Source organism: Qipengyuania sp. (genome assembly GCF_042095715.1).
Taxonomy (GTDB): Bacteria; Pseudomonadota; Alphaproteobacteria; order Sphingomonadales; family Sphingomonadaceae; genus Qipengyuania.
Genome location: NZ_JBELMO010000077.1, coordinates 1 through 13,783 on the forward strand (window position 1 = coordinate 1; position 13,783 = coordinate 13,783).

At 64.5% G+C, this 13,783-nt stretch carries 16 protein-coding genes; 8 read left to right on the top strand and 8 right to left on the bottom strand.

Annotation, left to right across the window (positions count from 1 at the left end; all coding sequences use genetic code 11):
• Nucleotides 1-102 precede the first annotated feature (102 nt).
• The 3 genes from rpsA to ACFDTG_RS14235 all read left to right on the top strand — a co-directional run bounded on the left by rpsA (nt 103) and on the right by ACFDTG_RS14235 (nt 3,685).
• Nucleotides 103-1,812 carry a 30S ribosomal protein S1 gene (rpsA, locus tag ACFDTG_RS14225; RefSeq protein WP_375291670.1) on the top strand — a complete coding sequence of 570 codons (1,710 nt, stop codon included), beginning with the start codon at nt 103-105 and terminating at the stop codon, nt 1,810-1,812.
• Nucleotides 1,813-1,949: 137 nt separating this feature from the next.
• Entirely contained in the window at nt 1,950-2,705 is a 756-nt protein-coding gene (gene gloB, locus ACFDTG_RS14230; protein ID WP_375291671.1) for a hydroxyacylglutathione hydrolase, read from the top strand.
• Nucleotides 2,706-2,710: 5 nt separating this feature from the next.
• Nucleotides 2,711-3,685, top strand: coding sequence for an NADPH:quinone oxidoreductase family protein (locus ACFDTG_RS14235; RefSeq protein ID WP_375291672.1), 975 nt, complete (start codon nt 2,711-2,713; stop codon nt 3,683-3,685).
• A 67-nt stretch (nt 3,686-3,752) separates the two neighbouring features.
• On the opposite strand, the gene ACFDTG_RS14240 is transcribed toward ACFDTG_RS14235, so the two are convergent.
• The 8 genes from ACFDTG_RS14240 to ACFDTG_RS14275 form a co-directional block, all read right to left on the bottom strand.
• Nucleotides 3,753-4,325 (bottom strand): hypothetical protein, encoded by a 573-nt coding sequence (locus tag ACFDTG_RS14240; protein WP_375291673.1) that lies wholly within the window; start codon nt 4,323-4,325, stop codon nt 3,753-3,755.
• Nucleotides 4,318-4,812, bottom strand: a complete 495-nt coding sequence (locus ACFDTG_RS14245) for an ATPase (RefSeq protein WP_375291674.1) — start codon at nt 4,810-4,812, stop codon at nt 4,318-4,320. The genes ACFDTG_RS14240 and ACFDTG_RS14245 overlap by 8 nt, the downstream gene beginning before the upstream one ends.
• A gap of 61 nt (nt 4,813-4,873) precedes the next feature.
• Entirely contained in the window at nt 4,874-5,101 is a 228-nt protein-coding gene (locus ACFDTG_RS14250; RefSeq protein ID WP_057884388.1) for a F0F1 ATP synthase subunit C, read from the bottom strand.
• A gap of 40 nt (nt 5,102-5,141) precedes the next feature.
• Complete coding sequence (locus ACFDTG_RS14255; protein WP_375291675.1) at nt 5,142-5,927, bottom strand: F0F1 ATP synthase subunit A; 786 nt, start codon at nt 5,925-5,927, stop codon at nt 5,142-5,144.
• A 31-nt stretch (nt 5,928-5,958) separates the two neighbouring features.
• Complete coding sequence (locus tag ACFDTG_RS14260) at nt 5,959-6,303, bottom strand: AtpZ/AtpI family protein (RefSeq protein ID WP_375291676.1); 345 nt, start codon at nt 6,301-6,303, stop codon at nt 5,959-5,961.
• A 119-nt stretch (nt 6,304-6,422) separates the two neighbouring features.
• Nucleotides 6,423-6,800 carry a YdbL family protein gene (locus tag ACFDTG_RS14265; RefSeq protein WP_375291677.1) on the bottom strand — a complete coding sequence of 126 codons (378 nt, stop codon included), beginning with the start codon at nt 6,798-6,800 and terminating at the stop codon, nt 6,423-6,425.
• An 11-nt stretch (nt 6,801-6,811) separates the two neighbouring features.
• Nucleotides 6,812-7,012: a YnbE family lipoprotein gene (locus ACFDTG_RS14270; protein ID WP_375291678.1), complete on the bottom strand. Its 201-nt coding sequence runs from the start codon at nt 7,010-7,012 to the stop codon at nt 6,812-6,814.
• Between the two features lie 17 nt (nt 7,013-7,029).
• Nucleotides 7,030-10,251, bottom strand: coding sequence for a YdbH domain-containing protein (locus ACFDTG_RS14275; RefSeq protein WP_375291679.1), 3,222 nt, complete (start codon nt 10,249-10,251; stop codon nt 7,030-7,032).
• A gap of 41 nt (nt 10,252-10,292) precedes the next feature.
• Between ACFDTG_RS14275 and radC the strand changes: the two genes are divergently transcribed.
• From radC to ACFDTG_RS14300, 5 genes are all read left to right on the top strand, one after another.
• On the top strand, nt 10,293-11,021 hold the full coding sequence (radC, locus tag ACFDTG_RS14280; protein WP_375291680.1) for a DNA repair protein RadC: 729 nt from the start codon (nt 10,293-10,295) through the stop codon (nt 11,019-11,021).
• 6 nt (nt 11,022-11,027) lie between these two features.
• Nucleotides 11,028-11,774 carry an NRDE family protein gene (locus ACFDTG_RS14285; protein ID WP_375291681.1) on the top strand — a complete coding sequence of 249 codons (747 nt, stop codon included), beginning with the start codon at nt 11,028-11,030 and terminating at the stop codon, nt 11,772-11,774.
• Nucleotides 11,775-11,847: 73 nt separating this feature from the next.
• Nucleotides 11,848-13,170 carry an adenylosuccinate lyase gene (gene purB, locus ACFDTG_RS14290; protein ID WP_375291682.1) on the top strand — a complete coding sequence of 441 codons (1,323 nt, stop codon included), beginning with the start codon at nt 11,848-11,850 and terminating at the stop codon, nt 13,168-13,170.
• An 83-nt stretch (nt 13,171-13,253) separates the two neighbouring features.
• Nucleotides 13,254-13,592: a DUF1049 domain-containing protein gene (locus ACFDTG_RS14295; protein WP_375291683.1), complete on the top strand. Its 339-nt coding sequence runs from the start codon at nt 13,254-13,256 to the stop codon at nt 13,590-13,592.
• Nucleotides 13,589-13,783, top strand: a 195-nt coding sequence (locus ACFDTG_RS14300) for an orotidine 5'-phosphate decarboxylase / HUMPS family protein (RefSeq protein ID WP_375291684.1), incomplete at its 3' end; no start/stop codon positions are given. The genes ACFDTG_RS14295 and ACFDTG_RS14300, both read left to right, overlap by 4 nt.

Here is a 13,783-nt window from a genome sequence, read left to right on the forward strand (position 1 = left end):
GGCCCTCTTGCCCCGTTCGCCCCGCAATGGTGCGGGAGACGGGTAAAGACCCCGGTAGAACCGGTGGCCGGTAGCAAAAAACAGACAGGAAACCCTGACTTTATGGCAACTGCAGCCAACCCGACGCGCGACGATTTCGAAGCGCTTCTCAACGAACAGCTCGGCGGTGCGGCCGACGGCGGCTTCGAAGGCCGTGTCGTTAAAGGCACCGTGACCGCAGTCGAAAACGGCAATGTGGTCGTCGACGTAGGCCTCAAGAGCGAAGGCCGTATCGACATCAAGGAATTCCAGCGCGGCGAAGACGATGTCGCCCCCAGCGTGGGTGACGAGGTCGAAGTGTTCGTCGACCGCGTCGAGAACGCCGACGGCGAAGCCATGCTCAGCCGCGATCGCGCCCGCCGCGAAGCCGCTTGGGACAAGCTCGAAAACGAATTCGGCGAAGGCAAGCGCGTCGAAGGCCGTATCTTCGGCCGCGTCAAGGGCGGCTTCACCGTCGACCTCGACGGCGCCGTGGCCTTCCTGCCCGGCAGCCAGGTCGACATCCGCCCGGTGCGTGACGTCGGCCCGCTGATGGACATGGCCCAGCCCTTCCAGATTCTGAAGATGGACCGCCGCCGCGGCAATATCGTCGTGTCGCGTCGCGCCGTTCTGGAAGAGACCCGCGCCGAACAGCGCAGCGAGCTGATCGACAAGCTGGCCGAAGGCCAGGTGATCGACGGCGTGGTCAAGAACATCACCGACTACGGCGCCTTCGTGGACCTGGGCGGCATCGACGGCCTGCTGCATGTCACCGACATGAGCTACAAGCGGGTCAACCACCCGAGCGAGGTGATCGAGATCGGCCAGACCGTGACCGTGCAGATCATCCGCATCAACGAGGAAACCCAGCGCATCAGCCTGGGCATGAAGCAGCTCGAAAGCGATCCGTGGGACGGCGTCGCCGCCAAGTATCCCATCGGCATGAAGCTGTCGGGCCAGGTGACCAACATCACCGAATACGGTGCGTTCGTCGAAATCGAGCCGGGCATCGAAGGCCTGGTCCACGTTTCGGAGATGAGCTGGACCAAGAAGAACGTCCATCCGGGCAAGATCGTTTCGACCTCTCAGGAAGTCGAAGTGATGGTTCTGGAGGTCGACAGCGAGAAGCGCCGCATTTCGCTCGGCCTCAAGCAGGCCCAGCGCAATCCGTGGGAAGAGTTCGCGGAAGCGCATCCCGTGGGCGCCAAGGTCACCGGCGAAGTCAAGAACGCGACCGAGTTCGGCCTGTTCATCGGCCTGCCCGGCGACGTGGACGGGATGGTCCACATGTCGGACATCGCATGGGGCATCTCGGGCGAGGACGCGCTGGCGCTGCACCGCAAGGGTGAAGAGGTCGAAGCCATCGTGCTCGACGTCGACATCGAGAAGGAGCGGATCAGCCTCGGCATGAAGCAGCTCGAGAAGGGCGCCCCCACCGCGGACGGCGCTGCCTCGGCCAGCGGCCTCAAGCGCAACGACGTGGTCACCGTGACCGTGCTCGAAGTGCGCGACGGCGGTCTGGAAGTGCAGGTCGGCGACGACGGCGCGACCGGCTTCATCAAGCGCAGCGACCTCGGCCGCGACCGCGACGAACAGCGTCCAGACCGTTTCCAGGTCGGCCAGAAGATCGACGCCATGGTTACCGGCTTCGATCGGTCCAAGAAGCCCAACTTCTCCATCAAGGCGCGTCAGATCGCCGAGGAAAAGGAAGCGGTGCAGCAGTTCGGTTCGTCCGACAGCGGCGCCTCGCTGGGCGACATTCTCGGCGAAGCGCTCAAGAAGAAGGGCGAATAATCGCCTGATTTTGGGGAAGGCCCCGACCGGTTGCGAAGCGACCGCTGGGGCGACCCGATTACGTAAGAGAAAAGGCCCGCCCCCCATCCCGGGAGGCGGGCCTTTCCTATTCGGGCCCGGTCCTTTACGTTGCGCCCATGCTCCAGATCCACCAGTTCCCCTGCCTCTCCGACAATTACGGCTTCCTCCTCCACGATCCCGACAGCGGCGAAACCGCTGCGATCGATACGCCGGACGGCGCCGAATATCTCAAGCAGGCGGAAGCGAAGGGCTGGCGGATCACGGCCATATGGAACACCCACTGGCACCCCGATCACGCGGGCGGCAATGCGGCCATCGTGGAAGCGACCGGCGCCCAGATCATTGCTCCCAGCGAGGTCGAGCGGATCGGCCCCATCGACACGGTCGTTACCCATGGAGACACGGTGATGCTGGGCGAATGGAAGGCCGAAGTGATCGACGTGTCCGGGCATACGAACGGCCATATCGCCTACCACCTTCCCGAGGCAGGCATCGCCTTCGTCGGCGACAGCGTGTTTGCATTGGGCTGTGGCCGAATGTTCGAAGGCGAGCCGCAGCAGTTTTGGGATAGTCTGTCACGGATCAAGGCCCTTCCTCCTGAAACCGCACTCTATTGCGCGCACGAATACACCGCAGCCAACGCCCGGTTTGCGCGCCATGCGGACCCCGACAATGCCGCGCTCGCCGACTATGCCCGCGGAATTGCGGACAAGCGCGACCGGGGCGAGCCCACGGTGCCCACCACCCTCGCCCGCGAACTCGAAACCAACCCCTTTCTGCGCGCAGACAGCGCCGACATGAAGCAGCGCTGGGGTGGACAGACCGCGCCCGAGACGTTCGCCGCGCTCCGAGCCGCCAAGGACGATTTCTGAACCCGATGCGAGCGGTGCTGGTCCGTTCGCTGTCGCCCGATCTATCGGGCGTGGGGCTGGCCGAATTGCCTCCACCGGTTCCCGAAAAGGGGCAGGTGCTGGTGAAGATCCGCGCTGCCTCGCTCAATTATCCCGACCTTCTGATGACTAAGGGCGCCTATCAGTTCAAACCCGAACTGCCCTTCGTCTCAGGGCTCGAGATGGCGGGTGAGGTGGCGGAGGCACCCCCCGGTAGTTCCTTTGCTGTCGGCGACCGGGTCATGGGCGGTGCCAAGACCGGCGCGTTCGCGGACTATATCGCTCTGCCGGAGCGGTCCTTGCGTGCAATTCCCCACGGCCTCGACTTTCCCTCGGCGGCCGCCATGGGCGGGGCCTACCATACCGCCTATGTCGCGCTTGTTGAGCTTGGTGGGCTCACAGAGGGGCAAACCGTGCTCGTCCACGGGGCAAGTGGCGGCGTTGGACTGGCAGCCTGCGATCTCGCGAAGGCGTTGGGAGCGAAGGTCATTGCCGCCTCGCACCGCGAGGACAAGCTGGCGGCGCTTGAGCAGATCGCAAAGCCCGACGCGGTCATCCTAAACAGCGGTCGCTTTCGTAAGGACGTGACCGAGCTTACCGAAGGAAAGTTGTGCGATCTGGTCTTCGATCCGGTGGGAGGGGATGTGTTCGACGAAAGCACACGCTGCGTCGCCTTCGGGGGCAAGCTGCTGGTGGTCGGCTTCGTCTCCGGCCGTATCCCGGAGATCGCGGTGAACATCCCACTGATCAAGGGGTTCTCAGTCGTGGGCGTGCGCGCGGGTGAGTACGCACGCCGCTTCCCCGAGCGCGGATCACGCATCGCGGAGGCCTTGGACCGGCTCGTCGGCGAAGGGAGGATCACTCCACATGTCGACCGCGTTTTGCCGCTGAAAGACTGGCGCGACGCATTCATTGCCATGCAGCGCGGCGATATCGTGGGCAAAATCGTGTTGATGCCGTGAGCAGCGGCCCAGTGCGAAAAAGGGCGGCCCATTGGACCGCCCCTCATCTTCTCGAATTTGGTAAAGCCTAGAGGCCTGCGATCACCTTGTCGGCCAGCGCTCGATCCTCGTCCTCGCCGTGCTTTTCGGCGATGAGTTTCCGGCTCGCTGCGGTCGCGGCGCTCACCGCACGGTTGCGCACGCTCTCGACCGCTTCACGCTCGGCCGCAGCGATCTTGTCTTCGGCCATGCGCTCGCGGCGGGCGACCATCGCCTTGCCGTCGGCTTCCGCCTTGGCCAGGATGTCGTCGGCCTCGGTCTGCGCGTTGGCGAGCATCGCGACGGCATCCTTCTCGGCGCCGGCTATCTTTGCTTCATATTCGCCCCGCAGTGTCTCGGCCTCGGCACGCAGCGCCTTGGCCTCGTCGAGCTGTTCCTTGATAGCTGCGATCCGGCTGTCGATACCCTTCCCGATCGAGCTGGGAACGCGTTTCCACAGCATGATCACGATGAGCACCAGCATGGACAGCGCCACGACCTGGAACGGTGCCATGCCGAACAGTTCGGGCTCGGAATGCACCGGTGCGCCGCCATGTCCGCTCTCGGTATAGGCAGCCTCGGCGGGAGTGGTAGCGATAACGGCAGGGGTCGCGTTAGCCATGGACCAGCGCCTCCTTGACGGCTTTCTTGGCAGTGGGCTTGGTCACCTTTACCCCGGCGAGACGTTCGACGATGTCTTGCGCCGCCTCGGTGGCGACCGTTTCCAGTTCGCCCAGCGCCTCGTCACGCGCCGCGGCGATGCGCGTCTCCGCCTCCGCCAGACGCGTGTCGATCTTGGTCTGAGCCTTCGCGAGGCGCTGTTCCGTCTTGGCCGCGGCATCCGCCTTGGCCTTGGCCAGCACCGCCTGCGCGGCAGCCCGGTTCTCGTTCTCCCGCGTGCGCCAGGCTTCTTCCTGCTGGTCAGCCTCGTCACGCGCGGCCTGCGCGGCGGCGAGATCGGCGGCGATCTGCGAATCGCGCGCCTCCACTGTTGCCATCACGCGCGGGACCATGCCCCGGCCGATGACGAAGAAGGTAATGCCGAAGAATACCAGCAACCAGAAAATCTGGCTGGAGAAGGTTTCGGCAAGTTGGGCTATCTGGGGCATCGCGCGCTCACGGTCTCGGCGTGCCGGCTCCGATGATGCGGAACCGGCAGGCCAGTCTTGTTCAGGCGACGAAGATGAGGATCATCGCAACGACGAACGCCAGCAGGCCGAGAAGCTCGGCAGCGGCGAAGCCGATGAACAGGCGGCCCTGCTGGCCGTCGGCGGCGCCGGGGTTGCGCAGCGCGCTTTCGAGAAACGAACCGAAGACGTTACCCACGCCGATCGCGGCCATACCGGCGCCGATCGCGGCGAGACCAGCACCGATGAGCTTGGCTGCTTCCATATCCATGACGAAACTCCTTTGAAATACAGTAGTGTGTTAAACGAACTTAGTGAAGATTCTCGGCGTCGTTGATATACAGTGCAGTCAACAGCGCGAAGACATAGGCCTGAATGGCGGCAACGAGCAATTCGAGCGCGCAGATGCCGATCATCAGCAGGAAGCTGGGCAATCCGACCAGCAGGCCGAAGCCCGCCCCGGCGTTGGTCCCGTCGATGACGAAGCTGGACAGCACTTCCAGCAGAACGTGGCCGGCCATCATAGCAACGAACAGTCGCAGGCCCAGGCTGAACGGACGCACCATGAACGAGATCAGCTCGATCGGGAAGATGATCGGGATCATCGGCAGGGGCGTACCGTGCGGGACGAACAGGCTGAAGAAATGAAGGCCGTGCTTCCAGAACCCGACGATCAGAACGATCGAGAAAGAGATCACCGCCAGAATGCCGGTCACGGTGAAATGACTGGTGAAGGTAAAGGGATGCAGCCCCACCACACCCAGCGGCAACAAGCCGAGCAGGTTGGCGAACAGGATGAACATGAACAGGCTGAAGACATAGGGCACGTACTTGCGCCCCGCCTTGCCGATATTCGCTTCCAGCATGTCGTCGATGAAGCCGGTGAAGGTTTCGACGATCATCTGCCAGCGCCCGGGGACGAGCTGCCCCTTCATGCCGCCCGCCACGAAGGCGAACAGCACCACCGTGGTAATCAGCATCCACAGGGCGGAATTGGTGAAGGCGATGTTGTAGCCCGCAAGTTCCCAGTTCGCCGTGCCGGCAAGCGGCTCGATCGTGAACTGGTGCATCGGGTCGACCTTGGCTTCGGCTGCCACGTTGCGAAAAATCCCTGGTCCTTAAGGCGGTTTACAACGGATCGCGCGGGGTTGCCGCACTCTCCGGCCGCTGATTTGCGGAGCGGATGATATTCCTGAAGGCGACCACTATTCCGAGGAACAGGCCCACCAGCAGACCCCAGGGCGAAGTATCGGCGAACCAGTCAACCAGCCAGCCGAGCACCAAGCCGCCAAGAACCCCGCCAAGCAAATCGGCGAGCACGCGGTTGCCGCTGCGATAATTCGCATCGGCACCGTGCACCTTCGGCCGGTTGCGTTGCTCTTCCCGCTCGCGTGCGGCTCTCAGCCGCTCCTCGAGCGCGTCGATTCGCGCATCTTCACCGATGGGTTCCCGTGCGGGCTTCTCTTCACTCATGCCGGCCTCCGAAGAAAGGGAAACGCGCGGCACGCGCTAGAGGTGCCCGCCGAGGGCGCGGACCCCTTAGGCGGGGGTCACAGGCAAGTCAACCGCAGCGGGCGGTCGGCAGCGCGCGCTCAGGGGCAGCGTGCGTCGCGCTGCGGGGCGCCGGAGCCTCGGGTTTGCCAGCTACCGTCGGGTGCCTGGTACTTTTCGCCGGGCGAAGTGGCCAGTATCGCCTGGCAGCCCGCGGTGAGTGCATATTCGTCCAGCGTGGCGTTGGCGGCCTTGGCCTTCTCGGCATAGACCGCGCGGCGCTTGATATTGATGTCGTTCACGATCGCCTGAAGCGCGGGAGTGCTGGCGCCCACGATGCCGAGATAGCCATCGATCTTCTCGCCCACCTGCCCGCTCTGCCGTGCGGCGGCATAGGCGGGGTCGCGCTGCGCCAGCGCGGGCGTGGCGAGGGTTGCGAGAGCAGCGGCGGCTGCGATCAGCTTGGTCTTGGTAAGCATGTGCATAGCCTTCAAAATATATCCTGATTTTCCTCGACGGTGTTCTTCGCGTCGGCCGCCAGCCGGTATATCACTTCCTGGCGGATATTGACATTGAGCTCGATCACGATCGGCTTGTCCGGCGCCTCCACCGTCACGCAGCCCGCCAGGATGACGGCGGGGAGCAGCGCGAGCGGAAGAAAGGCGGACCTCGGGTCATTCAAGATGGACATAGCTGGTCCTCGCTTTCCTAGTTCTGAACGGGGGATTCATCGGGAATGATGTCGTCTGGCTCGACATCGGCAGGCAGATCTTCGCCGCGCACCGCAGATTTCAGGAAGCGGGTGCCGTCATCGGACAGCAGGCCAAGTTCGCGCGGGTCGCGGACCGCTGCGGGATCGCGCAGAGACTTGAAGCTGCTGATGAGCTGATAGAACGGCGCGCGCACGTTGATGCGAAACTGGATCGGCAGCCCGGCCAATGCCCGAGTGATGATGTTTCGCTTGGCGCCATCGCCCTGCTTCACGCCGTCGATATCCACCTTGGTGACGATCTCACCCGTCAGCGAACCGCTCATGCCGATCCGCATCTGCGAATAATCGAGGCTGCGAAGGGCATCGAAGGCGAAGTTGGCCATGGTGGAAAGGTCCTTGTAACTGAGGTCTCCCACATAGCTCACATTACCGCCCGGCGCTCTGGAGACGAGTTGCCCTCCTTCCACGCGTCCGTTGCCGTTCTGGTCGAAAATGATCGGCACCGTCCCGTCGAAGGTGCCGGTGGCCGCGATGTTGGGCAGTTCGAACCGCGCCACGAACTGCGCGGCATCCAGACCGACGATGTCGAAAACATACCGCCGCGCTTCCGAAACGCCGAAGTTGAGATCGACGCTTTTCAGGATGAGGCGGCCTCCCATGAATGGCCAGTTTCCACCCTCCACCGCGAGCATCTTGCCTCCGCGAAGCTGGAAGGTGAATTCGCCATCGGTCACCTCGATACCAGGGTTGACCGAGGCCACGCGCAAGGTCTGGCCCGGCGCGGTCGTCAATCCCAGAAGGTCGGAGAAGACGACGGTGCCGCTGGCTCCCTTCACCGGCCCGAAGGCGGCAGCAAAATCGAGATCGTCCGAGGAAAAACGCCCCGTGCTGGTGATCTTGGAGCCGTTCCAGTCGATTCGGCCGGTGCCCGTGATGATGCCGTCCGCATTGGCGATGACCCCGCGCGCCAGCCGCGAAAGCTGATCCGGCTGCAGCGCCGCGTCGAACATCAGGCCGGGAATAGCGAGATCGGCAAAGCCCCGACCTCGAGAAAGATCGTGCTGGAGCGAAACGCCGGTGACCACGCGCCGTGCCGCGGGATTGCGCAGTAGGGCATCGGCGGTAATCAGATTTTCGCGCAGCGTCAGCGTGCCCGCTTCTGCAATCAGGGGTTCGAAACGCGGCTGCGCCTGACGGTCCACGAGGCGGAAATCGCCATCGCTTATGAGAAGCGCGCCATCGGCGAAACGCCAGTTCCCCTGGGCATCGCGCAGATCAAGCGGAACAGCATTGAGGCGAATATCGGCTCCCGCGAAATCTCCTTCCAAGGCGTCTCCGCCCAGCCGCGCGACGAGATTAGCAATCTCGAAGCTGCTGGCCGTTTCTATCGGCCCCAGCGAAATCGCGAGATCGCGGGCGCTCATCGCACCGGGATAGGCGAAGCCGACCGGGCCACTGGCAATGCGAATCGGCGTTTCACCGAGCATTCCAGCGAGGTCCAGCGACGGCGCTCCCGCAGCGATGCTGAGTCCGCCCGGCCCATTCTGGACGATGGCGCGGCCCCGCGGCGGGCATAGCCGGAGGCCACGCCGCTCGAATGCGAGGTTCGAGATCGCAAGCCGTTCGAAGCCGACATCGATGCATCCCCGCCACATCGCCACGCCCCCGCCGGGCGTCCATCGCCCGGAGAGGGGGACGGTCAGATCTTGCGCATAGCCGCCAGGCAGCGGACCGCTGGCGATCATGCGCCCGGCAAATCCGATCGCTCCGCCAGACGATTGCGCGACGCTTAATTGCGGGATGGCGAGCTGCGACTCGCCTGCGGCGTAGGGTGCCATCGAAAGGCGGAATACGGTGGAGCTCGCGCTCCCTCGCTCCATCCGGCCGGTGATGCGGGGCATATCCCTGCCCCTGATCGCGATATTGCCGGCGAGGCGCGCGGGTCCTTCGCCGCTCAGCGTGCTTTCGACGCGGGAGAGCGCTATGATGCGTTCTCCGCTCCCGCCGCGCAGTTCACCTTGGGGGACGAGAACCGTGGTGCGTCCGCCACTGCGACGCAGGACGACGTCGGCCGATACGGCGCTGCCCCGCGCTTCGCGGGCGAGCGCCCCCGCGAACCGCTGAGCCAGGGGTGCGACGAAGGTCCCGGCGCCGACCTGCTCGAGCTTCGCCAGCGAACGCCCGAATGCAATGCCCGGGCGCAATCCGTTCCCCTCGATGCGGTTGCGCGTTTCCAGCCGGGCAAGCCCATCGGTGGCCCGCAGGGTTCCCTCCACCGTCATCAGCGCGCCGGAGACCTGTGGTGATACCAGCCCCCTTGCGGCGATGGTATGGCGCAAGTCCAGCAGGCCATTCTTCCAGTTGGCGCGCAGCGTGGCCTCGGCGCCGCTCGCGCGATAGTCGGCATAGCGAAGCGGGCCCGCAGCGATGATGGCCCGGCCCGAAAGATCGGCGAACGCAGAGTCGCTCCGCCCTTCGAACTGAATATCGGTGTCGCCCAGAGCCAGCCCGCTGGCGGGGCATTGCGCCGATGCGAAGCGGATCGGCCCGTCGAAAGCTGGCCTGCCCCCGGCAGTCGCGATTTCGCCGAACACGCTGGCATCGATCATGGTACAACCATCCATCGAAAGACGTGGCGCCGCCAAGGCCAGCGTTCCCTCGAATCCGTCCGACAGGAGCCCCGCACCCTCGACCTTGGCGCCGACCGCGCCATAGGGCGTGTGCATCAGCGCGCGGCCATCGTGTACAGTGAGGTCGATCTCCGGCAGGCCGGCAGGCTCCGCACTGTCCCGATAAATTACCTTGTCGAGCGTCCCGAAGCTCATCCGGCCATCCACCATCCGCCCGAACAGGCGCGGATTGACCAGCGTGACCTTGCCGATCTCGGGAGTGCCCAGCCGATAGCGCAGCGAAACCTCCACCCGGTCTATCGTGAGATCGGGAGAGGCCGGATCGCCGACCACCACATCGCGCAGCACTTGCCGGCTGCCTGCAATCCGCTCGACCTCGTAGGTCGCGGGCAGATCCAGGGCAGCGAGTTGATCGTCCACGATGTTCGTCGCGATCCGCTCCCGCTCGATCCACGCCGCGCCCAGGCCGACCAACAGAAACATCGCAACGGTGCTGGGCACCAGAACGCGCTTGCGCCGCCAGCGCCGGCGCCGCGGTGGGGCGTCGGTCTCGCTATCCGGCAAGTCTTCGGTATCGGCCCGGTTCATCCATCCCCGCTTGCTTGCCGTTGTTCCCGAAGGCAATGCGAATGTGCGATAACGCGTATGAGGAGATAAGGTTGCCCGCCGGAGATGAACCTGGCCCGAAGCATGCCGGGGCGGGCCACCGCGCCCGGCTTCGCCAGCGTCTGCTGACCGGCGGCCCAGATTCGTTGGCTGACTACGAACTGCTGGAATTCCTGTTGTTCGCCGGGGTCAGGCAGGGCGATACCAAACCGGTCGCCAAGGCGCTGATCGCACGGTTCGGCAGCTTTGCGGCCGTGCTGGACGCGGACCCTGCGGCAGTGCAGGAGGTCAAGGGCGTAGGCGAGGCGGGCGCCGCCGCGCTCAAGAGCGTGGGACTTGCCGCCCGGCGGATGGCGCGCGGCAAGATATCCGGACAGCCGGTGCTGTCGAGCTGGCAGGCACTGCTCGATTATCTCACCATCGACATGGCGAACCTCAACCACGAACGGGTGCGCGTGCTTTATCTCAACACCCGAAACCAGCTCATCCTCGATCACCTGGTCCATGAGGGGACCGTGGACGAGGGCGCGATCTATCCGCGCGAGGTGATCCGCAAGGGGCTGGACATCGGGGCGACCGCGATCATACTTGTCCACAATCATCCCAGTGGCACCGCCGAACCCAGCCGCGCCGACATCGCCATCACCAATCGTATCGCCGAAGCCGGAAGACACATGGGCATCGTGGTCCACGACCATGTCATCATCGGCGGAACCGGCCATGTCAGCCTGCGCGCCAAGGGGCTGATCTGAGCGCCCATGTGCGTTGCCGCCCTGGCCTGGAACATGCACCCGGAGTGGCAGCTGGTGGCCATTGGCAACCGCGACGAGATGCACGCGCGCCCGGCATTGGCGCTCCATCGGTGGAACGATAGCCCGATCATTGCCGGGCAGGACTGCGAATCGGGCGGGACCTGGCTCGGCATCGGCCATGCGGGCACGCCGGCCTGGCGCTTTGCGCTGGTCACCAATCTTCGCAGCCCCGACCGGGAGCCGGGCACGCCAAGGTCGCGCGGGTTACTGGTGGCCGATTGTCTGACCGGTGAAACGCAACCGCAACCGCAAGCGCATCGCTACAACCCTTTCAATCTCATCACCGCCGATGCGGGCGGTATACAGATCGCCAGCAACCGGCCCCGCTTCCATTCGCGCGAGGAGAACAGCGGATACCACGCGCTTTCGAACGGGCCGCTCGACGAACGCTGGCGAACATCGGACTTTCTCATCGCACGCCTGCGTGACTGGGTGGAGAACGGCGAGGGCGACATCGCGCCGCTCTTCGACGCACTGGCCCGGCGTTCGCTACCCGGCATGCAACCAAACCCTTCCCGTTTGTCTCCAGAGACAGTGGCGGAAAGCCCACCTTTCATCCTCGACCCGGTCTATGGCACGCGCTGTTCGACCATCTGCGCGATCCACCGCGACGGCCACGGTTTCATCGCCGAACGACGCTTCGATGGGTCCGGTGCCACCACCGGCGAGACCACCATCGCCTTTCCAGGCTGATCGCCACCCTGCCCTTGCCTTACCCAGCCCGCCTGCCTAGCGGGGCGCGGCACACCATCAACCGGAGCACGACATGGTCCCCCGCTACGCCCGCCCGCAGATGACCGCCCTGTGGGAGCCGGAGGCGAAATTCCGCATCTGGTTCGAGATCGAGGCACACGCGACGCAGAAGCTCGCCGATCTTGGCGTGGTCCCGCAATCCGCCGCCAAGGCGCTGTGGGACTGGTGGGAAACCAACCCCGCCATCGATGTCGAAGCGATCGACGCCATCGAGGCGGTGACCAAGCACGATGTGATCGCGTTCCTTACCTGGGTGGCCGAACAGGTCGGCGAACAGGCGCGCTTCATGCACCAGGGTATGACCAGTTCCGATGTGCTCGACACCACGCTGTCGGTCCAGCTCGCCCGGGCCAGCAACATCCTCCTCGATGGGCTAGACGGGCTGTGCGCCGCGCTGGCCCGCCGTGCGGAGGAGCATAAATACACGCCCACCATCGGCCGGAGCCACGGCATCCATGCCGAGCCGGTTACCTTCGGGCTGAAGCTGGCGCAGGCCTATGCCGAATTCGATCGCTGCCGCGCACGTCTGCGCAATGCCCGCGCAGAAATTGCCACCTGCGCGATCTCCGGCGCAGTCGGCACCTTCGCCAATATTGATCCGCTGGTGGAGGAATATGTCGCGGAAAAGCTGGGGCTCACCGTTGAGCCGGTCAGCACACAGGTGATCCCGCGCGATCGCCACGCCATGTATTTCGCCACGCTGGCGGTGATCGCAGGCTCGATCGAGCGGCTGTCTGTCGAAGTGCGCCATCTTCAGCGAACCGAGGTGCTGGAAGCGGAGGAATATTTCTCGCCCGGGCAGAAGGGCTCCAGCGCCATGCCGCACAAGCGCAACCCCGTGCTGACCGAAAACCTTACCGGCCTGGCCCGCATGGTGCGCGCCTATGCCATGCCGGCGCTGGAAAACGTGGCGCTCTGGCATGAACGCGACATCAGCCATTCTTCCGTTGAACGCTATATCGGCCCCGATGCCACGATCACGCTCGACTTCGCGCTGGCGCGGTTGACCGGGGTCGTCGACAAGCTGCTGGTGTATCCCGAGCGGATGCAGTCCAACATGGACCGTATGGGCGGGCTGATCCATTCGCAGCGGGTTCTGCTGGCGCTCACTCAAGCAGGCATGAGCCGTGAAGATGCCTATGCCGCGGTCCAGCGCAATGCGATGCGGGTGTGGGAATCGGACGGCAAACTCCAGCTTCTCGACCTGTTGAAGGCCGATGCCGAGGTGACCGACAAGCTCAGCGAAGCGCAACTCGAGGACAAGTTCGACCTCGGTTATCATTACAAGCACGTCGATACGATCTTCGAACGGGTATTCGGAACGCCGGTGGGCTAGACGGGCGGGCGCTGGCGGCCTACCAATCGCCGGTTCCACCGCTTGTGGATGATTTTGGGGATAGACGGGGGAGAACCGCACCCATGCAATTCGTCAGAATGATCTTCTGGGTCCTTATCCTGGCCGCGCTGCTGGTTTTCACCGCTTTCAACTGGAAGCCGGTGGAAGTGCAGATCTGGACCAATCTGGTGCTGGAAACCAAGATACCCGCGCTGGTCATCATCGCCTTCCTGCTCGGCCTCGTGCCCACCTGGCTGCTTCATCGCGGGGTAAAATGGCGGCTGAAGCGGCGGATTGGTGCGCTGGAAAGCGCGGTTTCCCGCAACGCCGCCCAGAGCCCGCAAGGCCCGGCCCCGACCCCAGTCCAAAGCGCTGTGGACCCGCGCACCCACCCGCTCGGCCGCGAGGATACGCCCGCGTGAGCAACCCGATCTATCTCGCGCTGGACCTGCCGCAACTGCGCGAAGCCAAGGAGCTGGCCGACCGGGTCAAGGCGCATATCGGCGGCATCAAGCTGGGTCTCGAATTCTTCTGCGCGCACGGGGCGCACGGCGTGCACATGCTTTCCGGCCTCGGCCTGCCGATATTCCTCGACCTCAAGCTGTATGATATC

Excerpts from the sequence above, each read along its gene's own strand:
- rpsA (WP_375291670.1), top strand. The coding sequence starts at position 103 with ATGGCAACTGCAGCCAACCCGACGCGCGACGATTTCGAAGCGCTTCTC.
- gloB (WP_375291671.1), top strand. The coding sequence starts at position 1,950 with ATGCTCCAGATCCACCAGTTCCCCTGCCTCTCCGACAATTACGGCTTC.
- ACFDTG_RS14235 (WP_375291672.1), top strand. The coding sequence starts at position 2,711 with ATGCGAGCGGTGCTGGTCCGTTCGCTGTCGCCCGATCTATCGGGCGTG.
- ACFDTG_RS14240 (WP_375291673.1), bottom strand. The coding sequence starts at position 4,325 with ATGGCTAACGCGACCCCTGCCGTTATCGCTACCACTCCCGCCGAGGCT.
- ACFDTG_RS14245 (WP_375291674.1), bottom strand. The coding sequence starts at position 4,812 with ATGCCCCAGATAGCCCAACTTGCCGAAACCTTCTCCAGCCAGATTTTC.
- ACFDTG_RS14250 (WP_057884388.1), bottom strand. The coding sequence starts at position 5,101 with ATGGATATGGAAGCAGCCAAGCTCATCGGTGCTGGTCTCGCCGCGATC.
- ACFDTG_RS14260 (WP_375291676.1), bottom strand. The coding sequence starts at position 6,303 with ATGAGTGAAGAGAAGCCCGCACGGGAACCCATCGGTGAAGATGCGCGA.
- ACFDTG_RS14265 (WP_375291677.1), bottom strand. The coding sequence starts at position 6,800 with ATGCTTACCAAGACCAAGCTGATCGCAGCCGCCGCTGCTCTCGCAACC.
- ACFDTG_RS14270 (WP_375291678.1), bottom strand. The coding sequence starts at position 7,012 with ATGTCCATCTTGAATGACCCGAGGTCCGCCTTTCTTCCGCTCGCGCTG.
- ACFDTG_RS14275 (WP_375291679.1), bottom strand. The coding sequence starts at position 10,251 with ATGAACCGGGCCGATACCGAAGACTTGCCGGATAGCGAGACCGACGCC.
- radC (WP_375291680.1), top strand. The coding sequence starts at position 10,293 with ATGTGCGATAACGCGTATGAGGAGATAAGGTTGCCCGCCGGAGATGAA.
- ACFDTG_RS14285 (WP_375291681.1), top strand. The coding sequence starts at position 11,028 with ATGTGCGTTGCCGCCCTGGCCTGGAACATGCACCCGGAGTGGCAGCTG.
- purB (WP_375291682.1), top strand. The coding sequence starts at position 11,848 with ATGGTCCCCCGCTACGCCCGCCCGCAGATGACCGCCCTGTGGGAGCCG.
- ACFDTG_RS14295 (WP_375291683.1), top strand. The coding sequence starts at position 13,254 with ATGCAATTCGTCAGAATGATCTTCTGGGTCCTTATCCTGGCCGCGCTG.